Origin of the sequence: Archangium violaceum, from assembly GCF_016887565.1 — a bacterium.
Lineage (GTDB): Bacteria > Myxococcota > Myxococcia > Myxococcales > Myxococcaceae > Archangium > Archangium violaceum_B.
The window spans coordinates 11,883,246-11,909,073 of the sequence record NZ_CP069396.1 but is presented as its reverse complement, the minus strand read 5'-3'; the positions used below and the strand labels follow the sequence as shown (position 1 = coordinate 11,909,073).

Sequence of the window (25,828 nt, the reverse complement as noted above, 5' to 3'; positions counted from 1 at the left end):
TCCGGTGGATGAAGCAGGCCTCCCCACTTCTCCGCCCCCACCGTCCTGCCCGCCTGGGCTCCAGGCTTCCGGGCAGCGCCTACCCTTGGGGCGGAAGTTGCGGCATCCTGGATTTCTCCGGAGGACCTGAACGGATGCGCCCACGAATTCCGAGCGCCGTGTATGCCACCCTGCTGGCGGGCAGCGCCCTGCTGTCCGGGTGCGCGAGCGTCGCCACCACCGCCTATCCCCCCATCCGGGCGGACACGTCCCCCGAGGCGCTCGCGCGCGGAGAGAGCATCTTCCGGGGCGCCTGCGAGGGCTGCCACCGCGGGCCCGATGCTCAGCGCGTCACCGGCGCCCCCATGAAGGATGCGCCCGGGTGGCTCGGCTCCCTCTATACCGCCAACCTCACCGCGCACCCCACCGCCGGTATCGGCTCGGCGAAGGACGAGGAGCTCGCCCGCGTCATCCGCTACGGCGTCAGCCGCGATGGGCGCCTCGTCCCCATGCCCTCCTCCATCATGGGCGATCAGGATCTCGCCGCCGTGCTGGGCTTCATGCGCTCGGGCAATCCCCTCTTCGAGGCCGATGCCACCGTGGCGCCCCCCACGCGCTTCTCCTTCCTCGGTGGCATCGCCTACGGCCTGGTGACCGACGTGCCGGATCATCCCGCCTCCGGCATGTCCGTGCCCCCCAAGGGCCCCACCGTGGAGTACGGCCGCTACATGGCGCGCGTGCTCGACTGCGGCAACTGCCACACCGACAGCCTCGACCCGAAGGCCGCCGATGGTGCCAAGGGCTTCTCCGGTGGCCGTGAGTTCCTCGGCGCCGATGGCCAGCCCATCCGCTCCTCCAACCTCACCTTCGACGCCACCGGCCTGAAGGGCTGGAGCCTCGAGGACTTCACCCGCGCCGTGCGTGACGGGCTCGCTCCCGGGGCCATCGTCCGCTACCCCATGCCGCGCTACCGCGGCGCGGATGACGTGGACATGAAGGCCCTCTACGAGTACCTGCGCTCGCTGCCCCCGCGCCACAACGACGTGCCCGGCGCCCGACCCCACACCGCTCCCGCCGCTCCGTCGGCCGCCGTGTCCACGGACGCGCTGGAGTCCGGCACGCCCGTGCGCACCTCGGCGCCCGCCTCGCTCGTGCACCTCGTGCTCGCGCAGGCCGAGCCCAAGAAGGACGTGGACCCCGCCGCCCTCTTCTCGCGGCTGGGCTGCACCCTGTGTCATGCCCCGGGTGCGCGCTACCACGACCGCATCGTCAAGGCCGCCAGCAAGCCCGAGCAGGAGCTGGCGAAGTGGATCCGCAATCCCGAGCAGTTCGTCCCCGGCACCGCCATGCCCACCTACGCCTCGCTCATCGACGAGCCCACGGCGCTCACGCTGGCGCGGTGGATCCGCTCGGGTGGCCCCGGCAAGTAGAGGAGGAGCGGTATGCGTGTGCGCCGAGCCCTGCTCGTCGTCGACCTCGAGGGCGTGGCCGGTGTGGACGCCCCCGCCGCGCTCATCTCCGGGACTCCCGAGTACGCGCGCTCCCGGGCCCTCCTGACGGCGGAGGTGAACGCCGCGGTCGAGGGCCTGCTCGCGGCGGGCTTCCAGCGGGTGCGGGTGAGTGACAGCCACCTGTGCGGCTCCGGCGAGTCCAACCTGCTGCCCGAGGCGCTGCACCCCTCGGCCGAGCCGTGCTTTCTCGAGGAGGATGCGTACGCCGCCTCCTTCTTCGAGGACGTCCAGGCGGTGGCCTGCCTGGGCATGCACGCGGCGGCGGGCTCGGCGGGCTTCGGCGCGCACACGGTGGATCTGCTCGGCGCGTGGACGTGCGCGGGCCGGGCGCTGTCGGAGGCGGACCTCGTGCTGGCGCTGGCGGCGGAGGCCGATGTGCCGGCGGTGTTCGTCTCGGGCGACGAGGTGCTCCAGGCCTCGCTGGCCGGCCGCGTGGGCTACGTGCGCACCAAGGCGGCCCTCTCCGTCACCGAGGCCTCCTCGCGTCCTCCCGAGGAGGTGCTCGCGGAGCTGACCCGCGCCGCCGCGCTGCCGGCCCGGCCGGTGGAGCCCCTCCCGGACGCGCCGCTCGTCCTCACCTTCAAGAGCGGGCACCAGGCCTCGCTCGCCGCACGGGCCGGAGCCCGGCGGTTGGACCTCTACCGCGTGGAGGTGGAGGGCCCCTCCTTCCGCGAGCGCTACACGCGGGCCCTGCGCGCCGCGGCGGCCGCGAGCTCGGTGTTGGCGGACGCGGTGGCGGACGTGCCCGGCAGTCCCGACTTCACCCGTGACGCCTCGGCCCTCTTCCGCCTGCCGGGGCCTCCCGCGCATCCGACTCCGCCCGGGACGGAGGCGACGGCGCGGGCCCTGCGGGCCTTCCTCTCGCGGACGGAGGACGGGGACGACGAGTCACGGGCACTGCGCGCGTTGACGCTCCACATGCTGGAGGGCCATGCGCCCGGGGTCTTCGCGCGGCTCGGGTTGGGCGCCACGCTGGCGGAGGCGGTGGCCGCGCTGGCGCAGGTGCCGCTGGCGCTCCCCTTCGGGTTGCCCGCGGATGTGGGCATGTCCCGGGTGGACGCCTGGTACGTGCTCCGCGAGCGGGGCCTGCCCCATGCCCCCCTGGAGCCGGAGGCCCTGCGCGCCTACCTGGAGTACCTCAATGGCCAGGACGAGGGGATCTACGCGTGGCTGCTGGGCGAGATGGCCGCGACGTGCGGCCTGGACGTGCGCCTGTCGATTCCCGAACGGGCCCTGCGCGGCACGTGGCACCTGGCGGACCTCTACTGGCTCACGCACCTGTACCTGCTGGACACCCGCTACCTGCGCTTCCCCCTGAAGGACCCGGGCGCGGCGGCGTGGACGGAGGAGCTGCTGGTGGCCACGCCCTGGGTGGTGGAGCAGGGCCACGTGGACCTGGCGGCGGAGGTGGCCTTCTGCCTGCAATGCGCGGGCGAGGCCGGAGGCGGGGCCCACGCGCTCCTCCTGTCGCTGCTCCTCGCGCACCAGGGGCCCGACGGCGCGATGGAGGATGCGCATGCCACCGCGGGCGCGCTCCTTGCTTTCGCTGGAGCCGAGGAACGCCACCGGTTCGCACGGTGATGCCCCAGGTGGCGACCATCTTTCCAAGACAGGGAAAAGACTTTCCAGAATGAGGCTGTAGGCCCATGTGCGCGTGGCCCGCGGAGCGTTGAGCGCTCCACGCTCGGTTGCGCACAGCGTCGAGGGCCAGACTTCTCAGTTGTCGAGAGTCAGACCTCCAGGGCTTTTCGCGACTTCCGGCCCATGCTGGGAAGGCGGTGCATCCCCACCCTGATTTTCGGCCCCTGGTGATCCCAGGCGGCCGAGAGCCGGAGGTGCGCCATGGGTTTCACGTCTATCAAGGGTCTGCGGAGCGGGATGGCCGGGCGTGGGGCGGGTCGGAGTGTGGCGGCGTGGGTCCTCACGTCGGCGCTCTTGCTGGTGGGAGCGGCGGGTTGTGGGGTGCAGGAGTCGACCTACGAGGAGGAGCAGGGTCTGGCGTTGCACACGCAGGAGCGGTCCCTCCAGGAGGACAACGGCCTGTCGCTCAATGGCCTGTCGCTCAATGGCCTGTCGCTCAATGGCCTGTCGCTCAACGGCCTGTCGCTCAACGGCCTGTCCACCACGGACTTCTCCAGGTGGTTCAATGACAACCCGGCCGGCAATGAGCTGCTGATGCGCTACATCGTCCGTTGCGCGGTGTCCGCGAACGAGACCCGCAGCTTCACCAATCCCTCCACGGGCGTCGTCTACACCTGGTCGGGCGGGCTGGGGCTGGCGCCGGCCTGGTCGGGTGGGGCTCCGGCCACCGTGGCGGAGCAGCAGACCATCTCCGCGTGCCTGGGGGCCCACGCCAACAACTACGGGCTGCACGTCTCCATCTCCGTGCTGGGGCGCGACTCGACCGGGGCGAACATCCCCTACACCTCCGACGAGCTGTCGCTCTTCGCCCGGCGCGAGTCGTGCTTCTTCGGCAACGTCTTCACCAGCGAGGGGCTCTTCGCCGGCAACGACCGCAGCTCCCTGGCCGAGGACGAGAGCACCCCGCGCCCGTGCGGACTGAAGGGCTACGGGGCGCTGTCCAACGCGGCCTGCGCGCAGGTGAAGCGCATCGGCCAGTGCGAGCAGTACTGCACGCTGGACCCGAGCGGCACCTTCTACATGAACTGCTCCGTCAACGGCGTGCAGTACAAGCCGCTCACCACCCGCATCCGCTCGCAGGACGTGCACCGCTGCGGCGATGGCGTCTGCCAGCAGGGCGAGAGCTGTGGCTGGGGCATCACCGCCGACAGCTGCCTGCTCGACTGCGGCACCTGCGCCCTGTGAGGGCGGGCCTCACCGCTGGCGGCGCTCCACTCGCATGGGCATGGGGCCGCGGGGGCGCAGCGAGACATGGGGCTCGGGCTCCACGGACACCCCGGGCACCCCGCGCAGGCGGAAGCGCTGCACCACCATGGCGAGGATGAGCTGCGCCTCCATCATCGCGAAGTTGCTGCCGATGCACTGGCGCTGCCCGCCGCCGAAGGGCAGGTAGGCCCAGCGGGGCCGGTCCTTGCCATTCTCCGGGAGGAAGCGCGTGGGATCGAAACGCTCCGGCTCGGGCCAGAAGTCCGGGTGACGGTGGGTGACGTAGGGGACGAGGATGACCATGTCCCCCTTGGGAATCCGGTAGCCGTCCACCACGTCGTCCTCCTGGGCCACGCGGGGAATGGCCCAGATGGGCGGGTAGAGGCGCATGGCCTCCTCGAAGACGCAGCACACGTAGCGCAGCTTCGGCAGGTCCTCCATCGTGGGCACCCGCCCGCCGAGCGCCGCGTCCACCTCCGCGTGCAGGGTGGCCTCCACGTCGGGGTTCTGCTCCAGCAGGTGGAAGGTCCACGCGAGCGCGGTGGCCGTCGTCTCGTGCCCGGCCAGCAGCAGCGTCATCACCTCGTCGCGCAGTTGCAGGTCGTCGAAGGCGTCGCCGGTGTCCGCGTCGCACGCCACCATCAGCATGCCGAGCAGGTCCTCCGTGTTCGCGGCGGCTCCCGCGGCGCGGCGCTGGGAGATGATGCCGTTGACGATGCGGTCCAGCGTGTCCGCGGCCTGGCGGAAGGCGCGGTTGTTGCGCGTGGGCAGCCGGTAGAGCCAGGGCAGGTAGGGCAGGGGGGAGATGATGCGCTCGTTGGTGACGGAGAGCGCGGTGGTGAAGGCCTCGCCCACCTCGCGCGTCTGCTCGCTCACGTCCGTGCTGAAGAGGGCGCGCACCACCACGGTGAGGGTGAGCCGCATCATCTCCTGGAAGACGGGCAGCGGCTGGCCCGCGTCGACCGTGGGCTCCCAGGCCTGGAGCGTCTCGGCGGCGGTGCGCGTCATCATCTCCGCGAGCGCGGCCAGGCGCTCCTTGTGGAAGGCGGGCTGGGAGAGCCGGCGCTGGCGCTTCCAGAAGTCGCCCTCGGCGGTGAGCAGGCCGTTGCCCACCAGGGGGCGCGTCTTGTCGAAGACGGTGCCCTTCGTGTAGCGGGCGCTCGCGTCGGCGAGCACGTGCTTGACGTGGTCCGGGTGGGTGAGCTGCTCCACGAAGATGGGGCCCATGCGGTAGCGCACCACGTCCCCGAGGCGGTTGCGGGTGTTCAGGAACAGGCCGAGGGGGTTGTTCACGCGCTCGAGCAGGTGGCCCCAGAGCCAATGGCCCGGGGGCATGGGAGGCAGCGGTGCGGAGGTCGTCATGGTCTTCGGTCGGGTCGAAAGAGGCGAGCAGTGTGTACGCCGCGTCGCGTCGCGGGGCCAGATTACAGAATTCCACTGACGCCATACGTTCAAGCCCGGAGCGAAGCCATGCCTGGCCGACGTGAAATCATCGGAGTCCTGGGCTCGGGGACGGAGGAGCACCGGGCCTGGGTGGAGCCGCTGGCCCGGTGGATCGCCGAGCGGGGCTTCCACCTGCTGACGGGAGCGGGGGGAGGGGTGATGCGCGCGGCGGCGGAGGCCTTCGTGGCGGTGGAGGGGCGCGAGGGACTGTCCCTCGGCATCGTCCCGGGCTCGGTGGAGGACGGCACGTGGAGGCCGAAGCCGGGCTACCCCAACCCGGCGGTGGAGCTGCCCATCCTCACGCACCTGCCGCTGAGCGGCGAGCGGGGAACGGAGCCGATGAGCCGCAACCACCTCAACGTGCTCACCGCGCACGCGCTGGTGGCGCTGCCGGGGGGCTCGGGCACGGTGTCCGAGGTGGTGCTCGCGCTGCGCTACGGCAAGCCGCTCATCCTCTTCGGCCCGCGCGAGGCCTTCCGCGACTTTCCCCCGGAGGTGGAGCGCACGGAGTCCCTGGAGCGGGTGTTGGATTTTCTCACTTCCGCACGGGGTGAGAGCCCTCCGTCATCGGTTTGAGGTCAACGGAGAGCCGATGCGCTCGTTCCGCGGTTGCGGGGCGCCTGCCCGCATGCATGATGCGCCGCGCCAAGAAGGAGGCGCTGATGAAGAACCGTATCGTGACGTTGGTGGCGGCCCTGGGCCTCGTGATGACGCTGAGCGGCTGCAAGAGCGACTGCCGTGTCTCCTGCGAGCGGTACCAGGAATGTGTTTCGGACGGCCTCAACGTGGACAGGTGTACGGACCAGTGCAGCACGAAGTCGGAGGACGACCAGAGCTTCGCGACCCGCGCGGAGGACTGCGCGAAGTGCGTCGAGGACAAGACCTGCTCGCAGGCCAACAGCCGTTGCTGGGACGAGTGCCTCCCTGTCATCGACGACTGAGACAAAAATGCCCACGGCACCGGACAGTGGAGTGAACCGGTGCCGTGGGTGTAGCGCGAGTGGGGGTTCGCGCTACTGCGTGACGGGAACGAGCGTGTCCACTGCGGCGGTGCCCGTGTAGCTGGTGGGCGTGTTGAGGTAGCCCTTCAGCACCACGCGCCAGGTGCCCGCCACGGGGCGGGGGATGGACACCGACTCCGCGGCGGACGTGCCGGTGGCGCCGCTGCCCACCAGGTTGCCGCTCGGGTCATACACGTAGAGATCCAGGTCGAGCGCCGGGTTGCCCCAGCTGGTGGTGACGCGCAGGGCGCTCGCGCCCGCGGGCACCGTGAGCGTGTGCTCGTGCTTCGCCTCGACGAGGCTGACATCCACCACCGGCAGCTTCACCGTCAGGCCCACGTTGCCGCTCCAGCCGGGCAGGGCCGAGGTGACGGTGGTGGTGCGGGTGCCAGCGGACTCGGAGGCCGCGCGCACCGCGGCGTAGGCGTCCGCGTAGCCCGCGCCGGCCTCCCACTCCTCGAGCTTGCGCGTGGCGCCCGTGGTGGCGTTCTGCTCGTAGATGGGCTTCGCGGTGGACGTCAGCGCCGCCAGCACGCCATCCATGTCGAGCTCCGGGTTGACCTCCAGCATCAGCGCGACGACGCCGCTCAGGTGCGGGGTGGCCATGGAGGTGCCATCCAGGGCCGCGTAGAAGGGCTCAGGGTGCAGGCCGTCCAGGCCCAGATACGGCTGCGCCACGGTGGCCGTGGTGGCGCGCGCCGCGACGATGGCCACGCCGGGCAGGGTGATGTCCGGGTGGTGGTTGGCGTCACCCGGGATGCCGCGGCTGGAGAAGCTGGCGAGCTGGCCCGGCACGCCCTTGCTCACGAGCGGGTTGGTGGCCGCGCTGGTGTCCTTGGCCGCGCCCGCCGCCACCGAGATGACGCACGGCGAGGCGCTGTACGGGTTGAGCGTGTCCGCGTCCGGACCGTCGTTGCCCGCCGCGAAGGCCACCACCACGCCCTCGTCGTAGGCGCGCTTGGAGGCGATGCTGATGGGATCGAACGGCGCGAAGTGGCTGCCGCTGGAGCCCCACGAGTTGGAGATGACGCGGACGTTGTGCGTCTCGCGGATGTCCGGGTTCATCAGGTAGTCGAAGCCCTGCAGCGAGTAGAGGATGCTGATGGCCTCGCCCGCGCCCACCGCGAGCAGCTTCGCGCCCGGGGCCACGCCCTTGTACTTGCCACCGGAGCGCGCGCCCGAGCCGCCGATGGTGCTCGCCACGTGCGTGCCGTGGCCGCTGGTGAGGTCGCTGTTGGGCACGTCCACGTAGAGCGCGCCGCCCACGCCCACCTCCACGATGGGGGCCACCACCTTCACGTTCTTCACCAGGTTGGGGAAGTCCCCGTGCGTGCCGTCCACGCCCGAGTCGATGATGCCCACGCCCACGCCCGCGCCGGTGGCGTTGAAGGCCGTGCGCGCCGTGTCCGCTCCGATGTAGTGGACGCTCTCGTCCAGGAAGTAGTGCAGCGGCCGGTCCTGGTAGATGGACAGCAGGCCGAGCGGCTGCAGCACGGTGCGCAGCGTGCCCAGGAGCACCGGGGTGACGGGCACCTTGAGCGCCACCATGGGCAGCGCCTTGAAGGCACCGAGGTTGTCTCCCAGCGACAGGCCGAGCGTGCTCCTGAGCAGGTCCACCGCGGGCGCCACCGCCTCCTGCGTGTTGAAGGAGAGGATGAGCGTCTTCACCAGTCCATCGGCGGCGAGTCCCGGATCCACCACGGCCTGGGTGAGGGCCGCCTGCGCCTGGGGGTTGGAGTAGAGGGCGGTGCAGGCGCTCGGGGACGTGGCGGAGGGCTGCTGCGGCTCCACGACGGGCTTCTTCCCCTGGAGCGCGGCGCTGGCGGAGCGGATCCGGGTCGTCTCGGCTTCCGGAGAGGCGCCGCAGCCAGAGAGGAGGGCGGTGGTGGTGAGGGTGAGGCCCAATGTCTTGATGGCTTTCATGATGTGTTCCCCGAGAAATGAAGGAGGTCCGCTGCGCATCACCGCGGGCGCCTCTCGATGACTTGGGAAAACCCCACCTCATTGGATCGACCGGATTTGAAAATTGTTTTCCGGGCGTTCTCAGGGCCCATCTTCCGCGGCGCTCTCCACGGTCCGCTCCCGGGTGGGCGGGAGGTAGTGGGCCGTCGTCGGGAGGCCGCCCATGCGGAAGGTGATGGAGGGCTCGGGGAGGTCCCACGCGGCGCTGGGAGTGGCGTCGCCGGACCGCGGGAGGACGAGGAGGTCGCCACCCTCGAGTGTGAGGACGTGCCCCGGCCGGCTCACCGGGTGGGCTCCGAGGTCGAGCACGATGGACTCCACCTCCATGAGGGTCTCCGGGCGCTCGAACAGCGAGGTGGGGACGGGGACGAGGAGGGCGGGAGTGCCCCTGCCCTCGCTGGAGCACGTGCGGGGTGACAGGGAGTAGCCGAGGAGGGTTCGTCCGCGGGAGCCGGCGTCATCGGTCGACACGACGAGGGGAATGGCAGGCATCGCCACGAGGGTGGAGCCAGTCTGGCTCAGCACGTAGGCGCAAGGCGGATCGATCGCGCTCAGCGGTGCCACGAGCAGCCCCGCCAATCCCAGACCCGCGAGCAGGGGTCTCCAGCGATGGAGAACCCCCCACGACCGCTCAGAAAGAGAAACGATGAGGCACCCCTCGCGCCTGGCTCACGAGGAGTATTGATGGAAGGGCGGGCGGGTGGATCTCCGCGCGGCCCGAAGCGCTCAATACACCTGCATCGACAGCTTCAACGGCCTCGTGTCGAACGCATCCGATACAGAGAGGGTGAAGCTGTACGGTTCCACCATCGCCTGCGTGGGAGTGCCGGAGAGGATGCCGTTGCTCGACAGCGTGAGGCCCGGGGGCAGGGTGCTGCCAGCCGCCACCTTCCAGGTGACGGTGCCCGTGCTGCCGGAAGTCTGGAGGGTATAGGTGTAGGCCGAGCCCTGGCGCCCATCGGGGATGGCGCGGGTCAGCACGCACATGTACAGGGTCTGGCACGAGCCGGTGGTGATTTGAAGCGTCCGGGTGACGACCTGCGGAGGCTCGTCGGAGTCCGTCAGCCGCACCTCGAAGGCCCGGGTGACGCCCCCCTCGTCCGGGTTCCCCTCGACCTTCCCGGTGGGGAGCAGGACGATGTTGGCGGGCAGGGTGCTGCCCGCGACGAGCTCGAACCTGTAGGGCGGCTTGCCGCCGGTGGCCGAGAGCTGCTCCCGATAGGGCTTGCCGTTCGGGACATCCGCGAGGATGCCCGGCCCGGCCATGCGCAGCACGGGCCGGATGCTCAGCGAGAACTCCCGGCTGGCGCGCTGGGGCATCGTGTCCTGGTCCACCACCTCGAGGGTGAAACGGAAGTCTCCGGCCGCGGTGGGCTTGCCGGACAGCTCGCCCTTCACGTTGAGCTCCAGGCCTGGCGGGAGCTGTCCGGGAGAGGAGAAGGTGTAGGGCGGAGTCCCGCCACTCGCCTGGAACCGGTAGAGGAAGCTCGCGGTCTCCAACCCCTGCCCGGGGCCATCCGGGACGAGTATGAGCGGCTCCGGCCCCGCGTCCGGGATGCCTGCGTCCGTGCCCGCATCCGGAGTGCCCGCATCCGTCGTGTCCAACCCGGTGGGGCAGGGGCCGCGCTCACCGCAGTCCGGAAGGCAGATTCCCTCGGAGGCCAGACACGTCCAGCCCGAGGCGCACGCGCCCTGGTCATCGCACGCGGGGAAGCGGGAGAGGTCCGGGTGGAACATGCAGGCCGCGAGTCCGAGCAGCGCGGCCAGTCCCCACCCCGTCAGCCATCGCTTCACGGTGTCTCCCAGACGAAGAAGACGGCCCCGCCCGCGCCCAGCAGCGCGCCAGCGCCCATCAACAGGTTGGCCGTGCGGCTCTGTTGTTGTCCCTGTCGCAGACGTCCGGCGAAGCAGGAGCGGAAGGCCTCGCCCTCGCCGGTGCAGCCCGCGTTGCCCGTGGAGAGGCCCGCCTCCGAGCGGCGCGCGGCCAGCCCGAAGCCCACTCCAGCCGCGAGCGCGACACCTCCGGCCGCCATCACCACGGTGGGCCACGCCTTCTTCACGCTTCGCCCCCGCCGAGGCGAGGGCCGCGCCGCCCAGAGCGCACCAAAGGCCTCGCGCGCCCGCGCCTCCTCCATTCCGGGCGGCAGTCCCTCACCGGAGAGCTGGACGAGGGTATGGGACTCCTGGCCCTCACGGTCCACCAGCGTGAGCGCCACGGTGCGCCCGCCGCCCACGCCGAGCACCACGCCGCGCACCAGCCGCTCCGCGCCGAGCGCCTGCGTCTGCGAGCCCCGGCACGCCGCGTCCACGCAGCCGGGGAGCCGGCCTCCCTGGTCGCGCACCCTGGCCACGGTGCTCGCGCGAGACTCCAGGCAGAGGCCGGAGGTGCTCTCCACCGCCCGGCGCACGGCGTCCTCCAGCTGGCGGGCCTCGGCGCTCGGCAGCGCCACGGGTTGGAAGGGGACGAGCACCACCCGCTCGCCTCCACACGGGGCCGGTGCGCCCGCCAGCGACAGCATCAGCGCGAAGGAGAGGAGACTCATGGAGACAGGTCGGCCTGCTGCTCGGGTGCGACGGGCGTCTGCCCGAGGCTGGCCATGTAGCCGGTGTAGAAGCGGGGGCCGAAGGGCACGGAGAAGAGCTTCTCCTCGAAGGCGTCCTGCACGGCGCCGCGCGAGGCGAAGGTGTTCTCGCGCCAGGTGAGGCTCGCGGCGTCCACCACCGTGCCCGCGCGGGTGAGCGGGAAGGGGGCCTCGCGTCCCGGGGCGTGCAGGAAGTAGCCGGACGCGAGCGGCAGTCCCAACACCAGCGAGCGCTCGCGCTCCTTGTTGAACTCCGCCACGCGCAGGCCGCGTGCGTCCTCCACCCAGAGCCGGCCCTCCAGTCCCGTGGGCAGCAGCAGGAAGCCCAGGGGCGCCTTGTCCCCCAGGTTCACCAGGGGCGCGGAGCGGTCGAGCGCGGGCGGTTGGATGGACACGTCGAGCCGGCCGCGCACGTCCGCCACGCCCTGGTTGGCGGCGGCGATGAAGGCGCTCAGCTCCGAGTACTCGATGCGCCCGTCCGCGTTGACATCCGCGGCGCCGGCGAGCGCCGAGCGCACCTGGTGGCTGAAGACGCCCGAGCGGATGGCGCTCCACTCGTGGCTCTCCTGCTCGCGGGAGGTGGACAGCACGGCGCCCACGTGCGGGTAGCGCGCCAGCTCGCGCGTGGCCAGCAGGCCCTGCACCGCCTGCACCTGGGCGGGGGCCACCGGCAGCGCGCCGCGCGAGTTGACGAAGAAGTACGAATCACACGCGTCCACGATGAGGTGGATGAAGCTGGCGGTGCTGGACGCGATGACCTGGGAGTACAGGTCCGTGCGGGTGAAGGGCCCATCCAGGAGGCTCACCGTGCCCTCGCCGGCGGCCCCGCGCTTTCCATGGCCGGTGAAGACGAAATACAGCACCGGGTTGGCGCCGCGTGCCCGGTCCTCGGCCATGCGGGCATTCAGACGGCCGAGGGCCTCCTTGAGCGCGGCGCGGGTGGGCGGGCGCGTCCGGGCGGCGAGCCCCGGGTGGAGCGCCTGCGTCTCCGAGTCCATCACGGACAGGAGCACGGCCTCCCGGGTGCGGGGGGCGAAGAGCTCGTAATAACGCGCACCGTCGTCATCGGCGTAGCGCAGGGGCGCCTGCTTGGGCTCGAGCCCGGTGTTGTTGGCGACGATGAGGGCGTAGCTCACCTGCTCGGGTGCGGCGCTCGCGGCGGCGCCGACGAGGAGCAGGACCCACGACAGGGCCAGCGGAGCGCATCGGAGGAGTCGCATGCGCGGCAGAGTGTCTCCGGGAGGGTGAGAGGGCCGCAAGGTGCTACGGGTACGCGAGGGTGGCACACCGGGTTGGCGCGATGTGTCGCTCATTGGACGGGAGGAATTTCGAGCCCGGACGATCCAACCCAACCGACAACGGACAATTTCAACCTGACGGGTGGGTGACGCGGGCTGCGGGGCACGGTAAGTCGCCGAGGGATGGAGTGGGATGAGCGGACATTGCAGTGCTTCCGGGAGGGCGAGCCGGACACCCTGGGACGGGTGTACCGGGCGCACGTCGAGGCGCTGGCACGGGGGCTGAGGGCCATGGCGTGGCGGGGGGTGGGGCAGGTGAGGGGCTCGCTGGAGCTGGAGAACACGGTGCTGGAGACGTTCGCCCGTGCCTTCGAGCCGAGGACGCGAGCGGCGTACGACGGGGTGAGGCCGTACGGGCACTTCCTGGCGGGCATCGCGCGCAACGTGCTGCTGGAGCAGTCCAGGCAGCGCGAGGTGGCGGTGGGGCTGGAGCCCTTCGAGGAGAAGGGCGAGGTGCCGGAGGAGGGGGAGGGACTGGCCCAGGCGCTGGAGGACCGGGAGGTGGAGGCGCTGCTGGCGAGCTTCAAGGAGGGGCTGACGGAGGAGGAGCGGCGGCTGTTCGAGCTGCGCTTCGGCGACGAGGAGCTGGCGCAGGAGGGGGCGGCGGAGCGGCTGGGGCTGACGCGCATCCAGGTGAGGCGCCGGGAGCTGGGGTTGAAGACGCGGCTGCTCGAGTTCCTGCAGGCCCGCGGCTACCTGGAAGGCATGGAAGTGAAGGGCTGGAGCTTCTTCAAGCGGCGAGGCCAGTGATGACGAAGTGCGCGGACGGACAGGCGAAGCAGGCGCTGGCGGCGCTCTTCCGGGGCGAGCTGGACGGGGAGGGCTACACGCGGCTGCGCGCGCACGCCGCGGGGTGCGAGGAGTGCCGCGAGGCCTACGACAAGCTGGGCCGGGTCGAGTCGGTGCTGGAGAAGCGCGCGCTGCCGGCGAGCCGGGAGGCACTGCTGGAGAAGGTGCTGCTGGAGCGCGTGGCGGCGGCCGCGAAGCCGGCCCGGGCGCCCGTCCCCGAGCGCAAGCGCTTCTTCGAGGGACTCTTCATGCCCGCGGCGCTGGGGCTGGCGGTCTGCACCGTGCTGGTCCTGCTGGTGGTGCCGCGATTGGGGACGCAGCCGGCTGGCGAGCCCGAGTGGCGGTCGCGTGGAGTGGAGACCGGCACGAAGGCCTGGGGCCTGCGGGCCTTCTGCGTGGGAGCGGACGGCGAGGTGAAGGGCGAGGCGCGGCCGGGCGGGACGCTGGTCTGCGGAGAGGGCGGCGCGGTGCAGTTCAGCTACACGGCTCCGGAGGGGGCTCGGCTCTCGGTGGTGGGGACGCCGCCCGGCGGGGAGCCGCTCCGGTTCTTCCCGCGAGAGGGCGAGGCGGCGGACATCTCGGCGGGCGTGGACATGCTGCTGCCCTACAGCACGCCGGTGGAGGGAGGCTGGCTCGCCGGGCCGCTGGAGGTCCAGGCGAGCTTCATGGACGCCCGGGGCCGCCCGCTGTCGACGACGCGGCTCACCCTCTCCCCGAGGTAGAGCCGTTGCCTGCCCGACTCACCGGGCCGCGGCCGTGGCGGGCTGGGCGGGAGTGAAGACGTCCGCCAGGTCGGTGGCCACGGTGAAGCCGTCGTGGAACACCACGCCCTGGGGCGCGATGGTCTCGTTGCGGTAGAGGCCCTGCTTCACGTAGACGCCCTGGCCCGGGTACAGCGTGGCCATGGGGGTGAGCGGAACGACCTGCTGGCCATTGTGGAACATCTCCACGAAGCCCACGTTGGGGTTGGCGCTCCACTTCACGTGGACCACGAAGTCGTTCCAGACGCCGCGCTGCAGGGGGGCCTTCCAGACATCCTGCGCCCGCTCCCCGCCCACGCGCATCCGCAGCTCCTCGCCGTAGACGTAGAACTCCATCGGCGGCGAGCCCGTCAGGCCCGTGTGGTGCCACTGGGTGAAGACCTGCCAGGTGGCCGCGCTGGGGTAGCTCTCGTCGAAGAGCGTGCTCCAGGCGTAGTACCGCTCCGCCCCTTCGCCGCCCCCATTCATGAGGGAGGCATCCACGTAGACCAGCTCATTGCGGTTGCCGCTGGCCTGGATGGGCTTGTCGCCCTGATCCACCTGCACGCGCATGGCATAGCTGCCCTCGCGCACCCGGTCGGCCTCCACGAGGAGACGGTTGCTGTTGACCATCTCCACCTTGTTCCACTGAGACATGTTCCCCGTCTCGAAATCGCCCTTCCACAGAACGCTGGCGCTCGCCACGGTGGGGAGCAGCAGGAGGCTGGAAAGCATCCAGGACTTCTTCAAACGGCATTCCTTTCGTTCGGGATGGACGAAGGGGACAACTCAGCGCGTGTCATTCATTCCCCCACCTTCCCGTGCCAGGTGCCGGAGCGGATATTCCGGGAGGCGTGTGCGCTCGCCTGGCCGCTTGCTCACGTGAGGGGCATTTCACGAACAGGAACGAACGGAAGATGTCCTCCGGTTGGGTCTACGCCAATCACCCGCACTGGAGCAGACGCGTGAAGAGTCGCAACCGTCACCCCACCCGTACCCAGACCGGGAAGAAGATCCGCAAGACCACCCCCCTCGCGCGCCATGCACATCCCCGGCCGCGAAGGAGCGCGACAGCGGCGGCGCTCGAGACGCTGCTGGAGTCCATGCGCGCGGTGACCTACGGAGACTTCTCCGTCCGTCTGCCGCCGGAGGCTCAGCCCGCGGCGATGGAGGAGATCGCCCTCACCTTCAACGCCATGGTGGCGATGAACCAGCGAATGCAGGACGAGCTGGTGCGCGTGGAGCGCGTGGTGGGCCGCGAGGGACAGATGGCGGAGCGCGCCTCGCTCGGCCCGGTGAGTGGCGGCTGGGCCTCGAGCATCGGCTCCATCAACTCGCTCATCGCGGATCTGGTGCAGCCCACCACCGAGGTGGCGCGCGTGCTGGGCGCGGTGGCGCGGGGTGACCTCACCCAGAAGATGGCGTTGGACTTGCCCGGGCAGCCGGTGAAGGGCGAGTTCCTCCGCATCGGTACCACCGTGAACGCGATGGTGGATCAGCTCAGCTCCTTCGCCGCCGAGGTGACGCGCGTCGCGCGCGAGGTCGGTACGGAAGGGAAGCTGGGCGGCCAGGCGCGGGTGCCCGGGGTGGCCGGTACGTGGAAGGACCTCACGGACAGCGTGAACCAGCTGGCCAACAACCTGACCGCGCAGGTGCGAAACATCGCCGAGGTGACGACCTCCGTGGCGCGGGGTGACCTGTCGCGCAAGATTACGGTCGACGCGCGAGGCGAGGTGCTCGAGCTGAAGAACACCGTCAACACGATGGTGGATCAGCTCCGCTCGTTCGCCGGCGAAGTGACGCGCGTCGCGAAGGAAGTGGGTACGGAAGGCAAGCTGGGCGGCCAGGCCGACGTGCCGGGCGTGTCCGGCGTGTGGAAGGACCTCACGGACAACGTGAACCTGATGGCCTCCAACCTGACGACCCAGGTGCGAGGCATCGTCAAGGTGGTGACGGCGGTCGCCAACGGCGACCTGTCCCAGCGCCTGGTGGTGGATGCGAAGGGCGAGGTGGCCGCGCTGGCCGACACGCTCAACAGCATGACGAAGACACTGGGCATCTTCGCCGACCAGGTGACAAGCGTCGCCAAGACGGTGGGCGTGGAAGGCAAGCTGGGTGCCCAGGCGGACGTGCCCGGGGTGGCCGGTACGTGGAAGGACCTCACGGACAACGTGAACCTGCTCGCCAACAACCTGACCGCGCAGGTGCGAAACATCGCGGAAGTCAGCACGGCCGTCGCCCGCGGTGACCTGTCCAAGAAGATCACCGTGGACGCCCGGGGCGAGGTGCTCGAGCTGAAGAACACCATCAACACGATGGTGGAGCAGCTGCGGTCGTTCGCCGGTGAGGTGACCCGCGTCGCCAAGGAAGTGGGTACGGAAGGCAAGCTGGGTGGTCAGGCGGACGTGCCCGGCGTCTCCGGTACGTGGAAGGACCTCACGGACAACGTGAACTTCATGGCCTCCAACCTCACCAGCCAGGTGCGAAACATCGCGCTGGTGACGACGGCGGTGGCCAATGGCGACCTGTCGCGGAAGATCACCGTCGACGTGAAGGGGGAGATCCTCGAGCTGAAGAACACCATCAACACGATGGTGGACCAGCTCCGGTCCTTCGCCGCGGAGGTGACGCGCGTCGCGCGTGAAGTCGGTACGGAAGGGAAGCTGGGCGGACAGGCCGAGGTGCAGGGCGTGTCGGGCGTCTGGAAGGACCTGACCGACAGCGTGAACTCGATGGCGTCCAACCTGACCAACCAGGTGCGCAACATCGCCAAGGTGACGACGGCGGTGGCCAACGGTGACCTGTCCAAGAAGATCACCGTCGACGCGAAGGGCGAGATCCTGGAGCTGAAGGACACCATCAACACGATGGTGGATCAGCTCAACGCGTTCGCCTCGGAGGTGACGCGCGTCGCCCGCGAGGTGGGGACCGAGGGCAAGCTGGGCGGCCAGGCCCGTGTGCCCGGTGTCGCCGGTACGTGGAAGGACCTCACCGACAACGTGAACCTGATGGCCCGCAACCTGACGACCCAGGTGCGCGGCATCGTCAAGGTGGTGACGGCGGTCGCCAATGGTGATCTCACCCAGAAGCTGGTGGTCGACGCGAAGGGCGAGGTGGCCGCGCTGGCGGACACCATCAACAGCATGACCGACACCCTGGGCACCTTCGCCCAGCAGGTGTCCACGGTGGCCCGCGAGGTCGGTATCGAAGGGAAGCTGGGCGGCCAGGCCAAGGTGCCCGGTGCCCGCGGGGCCTGGAGGCAGCTGACCGACAACGTGAACCAGCTGGCCGGCAACCTGACGTCTCAGGTGCGCGCCATCTCCGAGGTGGCCACCGCCGTGACGAAGGGTGACCTGACCCGGTCCATCTCGGTGGATGCGCAGGGCGAAGTGGCCGCCCTGTCCGACATCATCAACCAGATGATCGTCAACCTGAAGGAGACGACGCAGAAGAACACCGAGCAGGACTGGCTGAAGACGAACCTCGCGAAGTTCTCCGGCATGATGCAGGGCCAGAAGAACCTGGAGGCCGTCTCCCGGCTCATCATGTCCGAGCTGACGCCCCTGGTCTCCGCGCACCACGGCGCCTTCTTCCTCATGGATTCCGAGGATGGCGCGCCCGTGGCCAAGCTGACCTCCAGCTACGCCTACCGCGAGCGCAAGAACGTGGGCAACCGCTTCCGGCTCGGTGAGGGCCTGGTGGGCCAGTGCGCCCTGGAGAAGAAGACCATCCTCCTCACCCACGTGCCGGCGGACTACATCCGCATCACCTCCGGCCTGGGCGAGGCCAGCCCCCTCAACGTCATCGTCCTGCCCGTCCTCTTCGAGGGCGCGGTGAAGGCCATCATCGAGCTGGCCTCCTTCCACCCGTTCAGCACCATCCACCAGATCTTCCTGGACCAGCTCACCGAGAGCATTGGCGTGGTGCTGAACATGATCATGGCCAACATGCGCACCGAGGAGCTGCTGCGCCAGTCGCAGAGCCTCGCCAACGAGCTGCAGAGCCAGTCGCGCGAGCTCACCCAGCAACAGGAGGAGCTCAAGCGCTCCAACTCGGCGCTGGAGGCCCAGGCCCTCGAGCTGGAGGAGAAGGCCAAGCTGCTCGAGCAGCAGAACATCAAGGTGGAGGAGAAGAACCGCGAGGTGGAGCAGGCGCGCTCCTCCCTGGAGGAGAAGGCCGAACAGCTCTCGCTCATCTCCAAGTACAAGAGCGAGTTCCTCGCCAACATGTCCCACGAGCTGCGCACGCCGCTCAACAGCATGCTGGTGCTGGCCAAGCTGCTCGCGGACAACTCCGACGGCTCGCTCGGCCGCAAGCAGGTGGAGTACGCCGAGACCATCTACTCCTCGGGTGGGGACCTGCTGTCCCTCATCAACGAAATCCTCGACCTGTCCAAGGTGGAGGCGGGGAAGATGCAGGTGGAGCCGCGAGACTCCGCCGTGGCGGAGCTGGTGGAGTTCGCCCGCCGCACCTTCGGCCCCGTGGCCGAGCAGAAGCACCTGGGCTTCCTCACCGAGGTGGGCGCGGAGGTGCCGGCCACCGTCTTCACGGACCCGAAGCGGTTGCAGCAGATCCTCAAGAACCTGCTGTCCAACGCCTTCAAGTTCACCAGCACGGGCCAGGTGACGCTGCGCATCCGCATGGCGGACGCGGAGGAGCGCTTCGCCGCCCCCGAGCTGGTGGAGGCGGACACGGTGCTGGCCTTCTCCGTCATCGACACGGGCATCGGCATCCCCGAGGACAAGCAGAAGCTCATCTTCGAGGCCTTCCAGCAGGCGGATGGCACCACCAGCCGCAAGTATGGCGGCACCGGCCTGGGTCTCTCCATCAGCCGCGAGCTGGCGCGACTGCTGGGCGGAGAGATTCGCGTGAAGAGCGCTCGCGGCGCGGGCAGCACCTTCACCCTCTACCTGCCGCGCAGCTACAGCGGCCCCGAGCGTGGGGGCGAGCCGGCCAGCGACACGGACGCGGGCTACAGCCCCATGCTGCGCGAGCTGCTGCCGCGCGACACGGTGCACGGCACCGCGGCCCCCCACCCCCTGGTGGATGACCGGGACAACCTGGGCGCGGACGACAGCGTGCTGCTGGTGGCGGTGGACGACGTGGAGTTCGCCCACGGCCTGGTGACCGCCGCGCGCCAGCACGGCCTGAAGGCGCTGGTGGCCACCCGGGGCGACGTGGCGCTCTCGCTGGCCCAGCGGCTCAAGCCGTACGCCATCGTCCTGCAGCTCGGCCTGCCCGTCATCGACGGGTGGAGCGTGCTGGACCGCCTCAAGCGCGACCCTCGCACCCGCCGCATCCCCGTCCAGATGGTGAGCGTGGACCGGATGCGCGGCGCCTCGTGCGGCGGCGGCTTCGCCTACCTCGACCGGCCCTTCTCTCCCGAGGCCATCCAGGGCGCCTTCAGCCACCTGGAGCTCAAGCCCAACGGCGCTCCCCGGAAGCTGTTGCTGGTGGACCCCAAGCCCGAGCTGCGCGACAGCGTCCAGCAGCTCATCGACATGGGCGAGCCGCTGGAGATGCGCGAGCTGGAGTCGAGCTCCGCGGTGGTGGCGCTCGACCGGGGTGAGGTGGACGTCCTGGCGCTGGACCTGGCCGCGTCCGGTGGGCGGGGGATGAAGCTGCTGGTGGAGCTGGTGCGCCGGCCCGCCCGCCTGCCCCCCGTGCTCCTTTATAGTGGCTCGCAGTTGCTGCCGGATGACGAGCGGCGGCTGCGGCGCTCGGCCGAGTCCGTGCTGCTCGAGGCGGCCGCCCGCTCGCCCGAGGCGGTGCTCGCCGAGGTGGGCCGCTTCCTGCGCCGGGTGGGGGACCAGTCCCGCGTGGCGAACGAGGAGGCCAAGGAGCTCACCCGCTCGCTGGCTGGCCGCAAGGTGCTGCTGGTGGACGACGATGCCCGCAACATCTTCGCCCTCACCAGCGTTCTGGAGAGCCACGGCATGCAGGTGACGTTCGCCCAGGACGGCCGAGCGGCCATGGATTTGATGGAGAAGAACCCGGAGCTGGATGTGGTTCTGCTGGACGTGATGATGCCGGAGATGGACGGCTACCAGGCGATGCGCGCCATCCGGGCGGACTCCCGGTGGGCTTCCCTGCCGGTCATCGCCATCACCGCGCGGGCGTTGAAGGACGACCGCGAGAAGTGCCTGGAAGCGGGCGCGTCCGATTACCTTTCGAAGCCGGTCGATACCGAGCGGCTTCTGGAGTTGATTCGCCGGTGGGTAGAGCCTTGCTCGGGAGCCAGATGACAGCAATGACGTGGACGGAGGGGGGCAGTGACTTCCAGGTGCGGCCGGAGGAGCATCCGGCCGCGCGTATCCTGGTGGTCGACGACCACGCACCGAATCTCCTCACCCTGGAAGCCACGCTGGGCGACCTGGGCGAGGTGGTGAAGGCCCACTCGGGGGAGGAGGCGCTCCTCCACCTGCTGCGAGAGGACTTCGCCCTCATCTTGCTGGATGTGCAGATGCCCGGGCTGGACGGCTTCGAGACCGCCCGGCTCATCAAGGAGCGCGAGCGCTCGCGCTTCATCCCCATCATCTTCCTCACCGCGCGCAGCCGGGACGCCTCGCACGTGTTCCGCGGCTATGCCCAGGGCGCGGTGGACTATGTGCTCAAGCCCTTCGCGCCGGAGATTCTGCGCTCGAAGGTGTCCGTCTTCGTGGAGCTGTTCCTCAAGGAGGAGCAGCTCAAGCGGCAGGAGTCGCTGTTGCGCCGGCGCGAGCGCGAGGCCCTGGAGCGGGAGAGTGCCTACCGCTACCGGCTGCTCGGCGACGCCATGCCCCTGTGCGTGTTCGCCGCCAGCCCGGATGGACGGCTGCGCTATGGCAACCGGGCCTGGACGGAGCTGTCCGGCCTGCCCGCGGAGGCCGTGGAGGACTTATGGCGCTCGGAGGTGGTGCACGCGGAGGATCAGGCCTCCGTGCATGCCGCCTGGTGTCATTCGGTGAGCACCGGCCAGCCTTTCGAGGTGCAGTTCCGGCTGCTGCGCCAGAGTGACCTGGCGTACCGCTGGCACCTGGGCCGCGCCGTGCCGGAGCGCAACGAGCGCGGGCGCATCTCCGGGTGGATCATCACCGCCACGGACATCGACGATCAGAAGCGGGCCGAGGAGGAGCTGGCCCGGGCGAGCGCGGCGAAGGACGCCTTCCTGGCGGCCGCCTCGCACGAGCTGCGCACGCCACTGGCCGCCGCGAAGATGCAGGTGCAGCTGGCGAAGCGGAAGTTCGGCGACGAGCTGACGGACGGGCCCCGCCGGGCCTTCGAGGGGTTGGACCGGCAGGTGGACCGGATGACCAAGCTGGTGTCGGACCTGTTGGACGTGAGCCGGTTGCTCACGGGCCGGCTGTCACTGGAGGTGGAGGAGTTCGACCTGGTGCCCCTGCTGCGCACGTCCTGCGAGCGGTTGCAGGCGCTCTCCGCGGACCATCGGCTGCGCCTGGAGGCCCCCGCGCGGCTGCCCATGCGCGGGGACCCGGGACGTATCGAGCAGGTGGTGACCAACCTGGTCTCCAACGCCATCCGCTACTCCCCCCATGGGGGGCCGGTGGAGCTGCGGGTCTGGGCCGAGGAGGGCCAGGTGGCGCTCCGGGTGCGGGACCACGGCATTGGCATTCCCTCGGAGAAGCTAGCGCTCATCTTCGAACGCTTCGGGCAGGCCCATGGCGCACGTTATGGCGGTCTTGGCTTGGGCTTGACCATCTCCCAGGGCATTATCGAGCAGCATGGCGGGCGCATCTGGGCCGAGTCACGGGGCGTGGAGGGGGAGGGCAGTACCTTCCACGTGCGCCTGCCCGTCCAATCCATGCTTTCGTAACGGACCCGCCAGGGGGCGGGCCGGCTGGGGTGGGGAGAAAGGGATGAGGTTTGCGCGCGGGCGATCTTCCCGAGGTGGTGCGGCGATTCATCGTCGATCATGTCGATTCGGTGGAGCAGCTGGAGATCCTCCTGCTGCTCCATCAGCACGCGGAGCGTACGTGGGACGCCGAGTCGGTGGCGCGCGAGCTGAGGATCTCCGCCCTCTCCGCGAGTGATCGGCTGGAGGATCAGGCGCGTGCCGGGCTGCTGGCCCGAGTGGACGGGAGCCCGGGTGGGTACCGCTATGCCCCGGGGACTCCGGCGCTGGACGAGGCGGTGGCGGGCCTGGCCAAGGCGTATGCCGAGCGCCGGGTGACCGTCATCAACCTCATCTTCTCCAAGCCCGTCGACAAGATACGGACCTTCGCGGATGCCTTCCGACTGCGGAAGGGGGATGACAATGGCTGAGGCAGTCTTCGTTCTGTGCGCGGTGACCAGCCTGGCCTGTGCGGTGCTGCTGCTTCGCGGGTATGCCCGCAACCGGGTTCCCCTGCTGCTGTGGAGCAGCCTGTGCTTCGTGGGGCTGGCGGTGAACAACCTGCTGCTGGTGGTGGACCTGATCATCATCCCTGGTCGGGACCTGCTGGTGCTGCGCAACCTGTCCGGGTTGCTGTCACTCGCGCTCCTGGTCTTCGGACTCGTGTGGGATTCCGAATGAACGACTTTCTCTCCGGCATGACATCCGCCCTGTGTTGTGTCGCGGGGCTGTTCTTCCTCCGGTTCTGGCGGAAGACGCGCGATCGGTTCTTCGCCTTCTTCGCCACCTCCTTCCTGCTGATGGCGCTGCACCGCATGGTGAGTCTCTACCTGCGGGACGACAACGAGCACCTCATCACGGCGTACATCATCCGGCTGTTCTCCTTCGTGCTCATCCTGGTGGCCATCGCGGACAAGAACCGTGGCGGGCCGCGCAAGAAGGAAGCGGCCCCGCGGGGCATGGACTCCGCTCGCTGAGCACGAGGCTCAGAGCTCGAGGATGAGCTCGTCCTCCTCGTCCTGCTCGGCGTCCACCTGACGGCTCGGGTCGGCGTCGTTCACGTCGTCACCGTAGATGGAGTGGCCGAGGGGCAGGGACTCTCCGATGCATTGGATGACCCGGGGCGGAGCGCCCGCGCCGTCCGAGTCCTTGTCCGGGTAGAGGACGGACCAGCGGAAGAGGAGGGCGTCCGCGTCGTCGCAGTCATTGCCCGTCGCCTTCGTGAAGTAGGGCAGGGGCAGCGTGTCTCCCGTGCACACCGAGCCGGTGGAGCGCACGGTCTGCCCGTCGCCGTCCTGGTCCACGTACGTGTAGCCGAGGCGCTTCCAGCGGTCCGCTTCGTCGGGGGCGCAGTCCGTTCCGACGGGGGACCAGGATGGAGGCAGGGAGCCGTCCGTGCACAGCGTCTTCGCCGTCCCCGCGCCCACGCCGTCTCCGTCCGTGTCGGGCCACCCCTGGAGGCTCTGGTGGATGGACGTGTTCGAGTCATCGCAGTCCTCGCCTCGGGCGGAGGTGGCGTAGCCGGGCGGGAGGGCCGTGCCACTGCACACCTGGCCCGGGGACGGCACGGTGAAGCCATCGAGGTCCGTGTCCCGGTGGAGGTAGGACAGCCATTGCCAGTGGGAGGCGTCTTCGGGCTCGCAGTCGGTGCCCGTTGGGGAGTAGCCCGCCGGACGCTCCTTCCCCGCGCACACGGTCTCCCGCGAGCCAGCGCCCACGCCGTCCCCATCCGTGTCGGGGAAGACGCTCCAGGACACCTGCACGGCGGCGTTGGTGTCGTTGCAATCGTCGCCGCCGGGGCTCTGCGTGTAGCCAGCGGGAAGCGCCGCGCCGCCGCACACCTGGCCACTCTCGGCGCGGGTGGCGCCGTCGAGGTCCTCATCCCGGTGGGAGTAGGCGAGCATCCGCCAGCGGGTGTTGTCCCCGGGGGCGCAGTCCTGGCCCCGGGGCGCGTAGCCCAGCTCGGGGATTCCCGTCGTGCATTGAAGCACCGCGTCTCCCGTGCCGAAGCCATCTCCGTCCGTGTCGACATAGGAGGTGACGAGGGCCCAGCGCGTGGCCTGGGTGTCATCGCAGTCGGAGCCGGAGGAGACGAGGGTGTATCCCGCGGGCAGTTGCTCGCCGCCGCACACCTGCCCGGAGGAGGCCACGGTGAAGCCGTCTCCGTCCACGTCGCGGAAGAAATAGGAGAGCTGTCGCCAGCGCACCGCGTCCTCGGGTGCGCAGTCCGTGGCCTGGAGTGAGTAGCCTCGCGGCGGCTGGGTGCCGCTGCAGCGCTTTTCGGCCTCTCCCGCTCCGATGCCGTCCAGGTCCGTATCCGGGTAGACCGTCAGCTCCCGCCACACCTCCGCGGCGTGGTCGTCACAATCCTCGGCGGCGGGGTGGCCGTCCTGGTCGTCATCCACGAGGGAGGTGCCACCGTCCTCGGCGGAGCCCGCGTCACCCGGGGGAGAGCCGGCGTCGCTCGTGGTGGAACCCGCGTCACCCGTGGTGGAGCCCGCGTCCTTCGTCGTGGAGCCCGCGTCCTCCTCTCCGCCGTTCCGTCCAGTACATCCTGCCTGGAGGCCGAGGAGCGCCAGCGCCAATGCCAGCCATGTCCTTCGTATCATCCCCATGGAAAAATTCGCCTAGCGCCGGGTCAGCTTGCAGTTCACGCCGAGCGGGGAGGTGGCGGGGGTCTCGTACCGCGTCACCTGGAGGTAGTAGCGACCGGGCTTGTTCATGGTGAGAAGGGCCATGCGATCGCAGCGCTGAAGCTGGAGGAGCCTGACGTCGGAGGCGCCGCCCGCCCAGAACTTCAAGGTCCGGGGACTGGTCTCGCCCTGGAGGACGCCCGTGACGATGAGGAACATCCGGTCGTTCGCCTCGTAGGCGTCGACGGTCTCGAAGGTATAGGGCTTGTCGTACTCGGCCTCCTGCTCCGCGGCGAGGACCCCGGGGGCGGACAGGAGCGACAGGGTAGCGAACAGGGCGGCCACTCGGCCGGTGCGGGTCGTGGACATGGACGCGAGCCTCTCTGAATGAAAATGGAGCGCCGCGTCTGACTATCAGGTCTCGACGGAGACCGCGACCTCACCCAGGCCGTCCACGGTGAGGCGGACGTGGTCTCCGGGCTTCAGCATGTGTGCCGCGGTGGCGGCGCCCGCGAGCACGATGCTGCCGGCGGGAAGGGACTCGCCGTGCTGTTCGAGCAGCTCGCACAGCTGGATGAGGGACAGCACCGGATCTCCCGAGATGGCGTCCGAGCGCGCCGCCTGCACGCGCTCGCCATTCACCTCCATCACCATCTGGAGGTGGGGCAGGTCCAGCTCACGGGGGGGCCGCTCGGTGGTGGCCAGCACGAAGAGCGAGGACGAGGAGTTGTCCGCCACCACGTCGGGCAGGGAGAAGTATTTGAAGTCGACGAAGCGTGAGTCGAGGATCTCCATCGCGGCGAAGACGCTCGCGCAGGCATCCAGCGCCTGCTCGCGGGTGATGCGGCCGCGCAGCTCGCGCGAGGTGCGGAAGGCGATCTCCGGTTCGATCTTCGGGTGGATGGCGCCCTGGAGCCGAAGCGACCCATGGGCGGGCACGCGCATGCGGTCGGTGAGGACCCCATACACCGGCGAGTCCAGGTTCATCTGCCGGCGCTTGGCCTCGGAGGTGAGCCCCATCTTCAGGCCCACGACGCGCTCACCCCGGGCGGTGCGCAGGCGGATGCCCTCGGCCTGGATGGCATAGGCATCCCGGAGCGTGAGGTCCGGGTGCTGCCGTGTGAGGGGTGGAATCTCCCGGGCCTCTAGCCGGGCCTGGTCCAGCAACCGTGCCAGCTCCGCCTGCATGTGTTCCGTCATGTGGCCATCTCC

General features: G+C 70.0%; 22 protein-coding genes. 12 read left to right on the top strand and 10 right to left on the bottom strand.

The window, feature by feature from the left end:
- Nucleotides 1-134: 134 nt before the first annotated feature.
- From JRI60_RS47490 to JRI60_RS47480, 3 genes are all read left to right on the top strand, one after another.
- Nucleotides 135-1,409: a c-type cytochrome gene (locus JRI60_RS47490; protein ID WP_204222698.1), complete on the top strand. Its 1,275-nt coding sequence runs from the start codon at nt 135-137 to the stop codon at nt 1,407-1,409.
- 12 nt (nt 1,410-1,421) lie between these two features.
- On the top strand, nt 1,422-3,071 hold the full coding sequence (locus JRI60_RS47485; RefSeq protein ID WP_204222697.1) for a DUF6895 family protein: 1,650 nt from the start codon (nt 1,422-1,424) through the stop codon (nt 3,069-3,071).
- Between the two features lie 261 nt (nt 3,072-3,332).
- Nucleotides 3,333-4,316 (top strand): hypothetical protein, encoded by a 984-nt coding sequence (locus JRI60_RS47480; RefSeq protein ID WP_239470147.1) that lies wholly within the window; start codon nt 3,333-3,335, stop codon nt 4,314-4,316.
- Between the two features lie 9 nt (nt 4,317-4,325).
- Here JRI60_RS47480 and JRI60_RS47475 read toward each other — a convergent pair whose 3' ends face one another.
- A complete protein-coding gene (locus JRI60_RS47475; RefSeq protein ID WP_204222696.1) occupies nt 4,326-5,699 on the bottom strand; it encodes a cytochrome P450 in 1,374 nt (457 codons plus the stop codon).
- Nucleotides 5,700-5,807: 108 nt separating this feature from the next.
- Between JRI60_RS47475 and JRI60_RS47470 the strand changes: the two genes are divergently transcribed.
- Both JRI60_RS47470 and JRI60_RS47465 read left to right on the top strand, forming a co-directional pair.
- Nucleotides 5,808-6,356, top strand: coding sequence for an LOG family protein (locus JRI60_RS47470; protein WP_204222695.1), 549 nt, complete (start codon nt 5,808-5,810; stop codon nt 6,354-6,356).
- An 86-nt stretch (nt 6,357-6,442) separates the two neighbouring features.
- Nucleotides 6,443-6,721 carry a hypothetical protein gene (locus JRI60_RS47465; protein WP_204222694.1) on the top strand — a complete coding sequence of 93 codons (279 nt, stop codon included), beginning with the start codon at nt 6,443-6,445 and terminating at the stop codon, nt 6,719-6,721.
- 72 nt (nt 6,722-6,793) lie between these two features.
- Here the strand turns inward: JRI60_RS47465 and JRI60_RS47460 are convergent, their stop codons facing one another.
- From JRI60_RS47460 to JRI60_RS47440, 5 genes are all read right to left on the bottom strand, one after another.
- Nucleotides 6,794-8,704: a S8 family serine peptidase gene (locus tag JRI60_RS47460; protein ID WP_204222693.1), complete on the bottom strand. Its 1,911-nt coding sequence runs from the start codon at nt 8,702-8,704 to the stop codon at nt 6,794-6,796.
- Between the two features lie 120 nt (nt 8,705-8,824).
- Nucleotides 8,825-9,307, bottom strand: coding sequence for a hypothetical protein (locus JRI60_RS47455; protein WP_204222692.1), 483 nt, complete (start codon nt 9,305-9,307; stop codon nt 8,825-8,827).
- A 162-nt stretch (nt 9,308-9,469) separates the two neighbouring features.
- Nucleotides 9,470-10,537: an Ig domain-containing protein gene (locus JRI60_RS47450; RefSeq protein WP_204222691.1), complete on the bottom strand. Its 1,068-nt coding sequence runs from the start codon at nt 10,535-10,537 to the stop codon at nt 9,470-9,472.
- Nucleotides 10,534-11,286: a hypothetical protein gene (locus JRI60_RS47445; RefSeq protein WP_204222690.1), complete on the bottom strand. Its 753-nt coding sequence runs from the start codon at nt 11,284-11,286 to the stop codon at nt 10,534-10,536. Before JRI60_RS47445 ends, JRI60_RS47450 begins: the two co-directional genes overlap by 4 nt.
- Entirely contained in the window at nt 11,283-12,545 is a 1,263-nt protein-coding gene (locus JRI60_RS47440) for a caspase family protein (RefSeq protein WP_204222689.1), read from the bottom strand. Before JRI60_RS47440 ends, JRI60_RS47445 begins: the two co-directional genes overlap by 4 nt.
- Nucleotides 12,546-12,746: 201 nt before the next feature.
- On the opposite strand from JRI60_RS47440, the gene JRI60_RS54875 reads away from it, so the two are divergent.
- Complete coding sequence (locus JRI60_RS54875; RefSeq protein WP_204222688.1) at nt 12,747-13,373, top strand: RNA polymerase sigma factor; 627 nt, start codon at nt 12,747-12,749, stop codon at nt 13,371-13,373.
- Complete coding sequence (locus JRI60_RS47430) at nt 13,373-14,134, top strand: zf-HC2 domain-containing protein (RefSeq protein WP_204222687.1); 762 nt, start codon at nt 13,373-13,375, stop codon at nt 14,132-14,134. The genes JRI60_RS54875 and JRI60_RS47430 overlap by 1 nt, the downstream gene beginning before the upstream one ends.
- 18 nt (nt 14,135-14,152) lie before the next feature.
- Here JRI60_RS47430 and JRI60_RS47425 read toward each other — a convergent pair whose 3' ends face one another.
- Nucleotides 14,153-14,887, bottom strand: coding sequence for a polysaccharide lyase (locus tag JRI60_RS47425; protein ID WP_204222686.1), 735 nt, complete (start codon nt 14,885-14,887; stop codon nt 14,153-14,155).
- A gap of 230 nt (nt 14,888-15,117) precedes the next feature.
- Here JRI60_RS47425 and JRI60_RS47420 point away from each other — a divergent pair, with 230 nt between their 5' ends.
- From JRI60_RS47420 to JRI60_RS47400, 5 genes are read left to right on the top strand one after another with little or no spacing between them, the layout of a single operon-like run.
- The gene (locus tag JRI60_RS47420; protein ID WP_239470146.1) at nt 15,118-20,397 is read left to right on the top strand and encodes a HAMP domain-containing protein; all 5,280 of its coding nucleotides are present in this window, start codon (nt 15,118-15,120) and stop codon (nt 20,395-20,397) included.
- Between the two features lie 5 nt (nt 20,398-20,402).
- Nucleotides 20,403-21,965 carry a sensor histidine kinase gene (locus tag JRI60_RS47415; protein ID WP_204222684.1) on the top strand — a complete coding sequence of 521 codons (1,563 nt, stop codon included), beginning with the start codon at nt 20,403-20,405 and terminating at the stop codon, nt 21,963-21,965.
- A 50-nt stretch (nt 21,966-22,015) separates the two neighbouring features.
- Nucleotides 22,016-22,414: a hypothetical protein gene (locus JRI60_RS47410; protein ID WP_204222683.1), complete on the top strand. Its 399-nt coding sequence runs from the start codon at nt 22,016-22,018 to the stop codon at nt 22,412-22,414.
- The gene (locus JRI60_RS47405) at nt 22,407-22,664 is read left to right on the top strand and encodes a DUF5985 family protein (RefSeq protein WP_204222682.1); all 258 of its coding nucleotides are present in this window, start codon (nt 22,407-22,409) and stop codon (nt 22,662-22,664) included. The genes JRI60_RS47410 and JRI60_RS47405 overlap by 8 nt, the downstream gene beginning before the upstream one ends.
- A 17-nt stretch (nt 22,665-22,681) precedes the next feature.
- Nucleotides 22,682-22,960 carry a DUF5985 family protein gene (locus JRI60_RS47400; protein ID WP_239470145.1) on the top strand — a complete coding sequence of 93 codons (279 nt, stop codon included), beginning with the start codon at nt 22,682-22,684 and terminating at the stop codon, nt 22,958-22,960.
- Nucleotides 22,961-22,969: 9 nt separating this feature from the next.
- On the opposite strand, the gene JRI60_RS47395 is transcribed toward JRI60_RS47400, so the two are convergent.
- From JRI60_RS47395 to JRI60_RS47385, 3 genes are read right to left on the bottom strand one after another with little or no spacing between them, the layout of a single operon-like run.
- Complete coding sequence (locus tag JRI60_RS47395) at nt 22,970-24,598, bottom strand: hypothetical protein (RefSeq protein ID WP_204222680.1); 1,629 nt, start codon at nt 24,596-24,598, stop codon at nt 22,970-22,972.
- Nucleotides 24,599-24,610: 12 nt separating this feature from the next.
- On the bottom strand, nt 24,611-24,985 hold the full coding sequence (locus tag JRI60_RS47390; protein ID WP_204222679.1) for a hypothetical protein: 375 nt from the start codon (nt 24,983-24,985) through the stop codon (nt 24,611-24,613).
- Between the two features lie 45 nt (nt 24,986-25,030).
- Nucleotides 25,031-25,816: a 2-keto-4-pentenoate hydratase gene (locus JRI60_RS47385; RefSeq protein ID WP_204222678.1), complete on the bottom strand. Its 786-nt coding sequence runs from the start codon at nt 25,814-25,816 to the stop codon at nt 25,031-25,033.
- Nucleotides 25,817-25,828 lie beyond the last annotated feature (12 nt).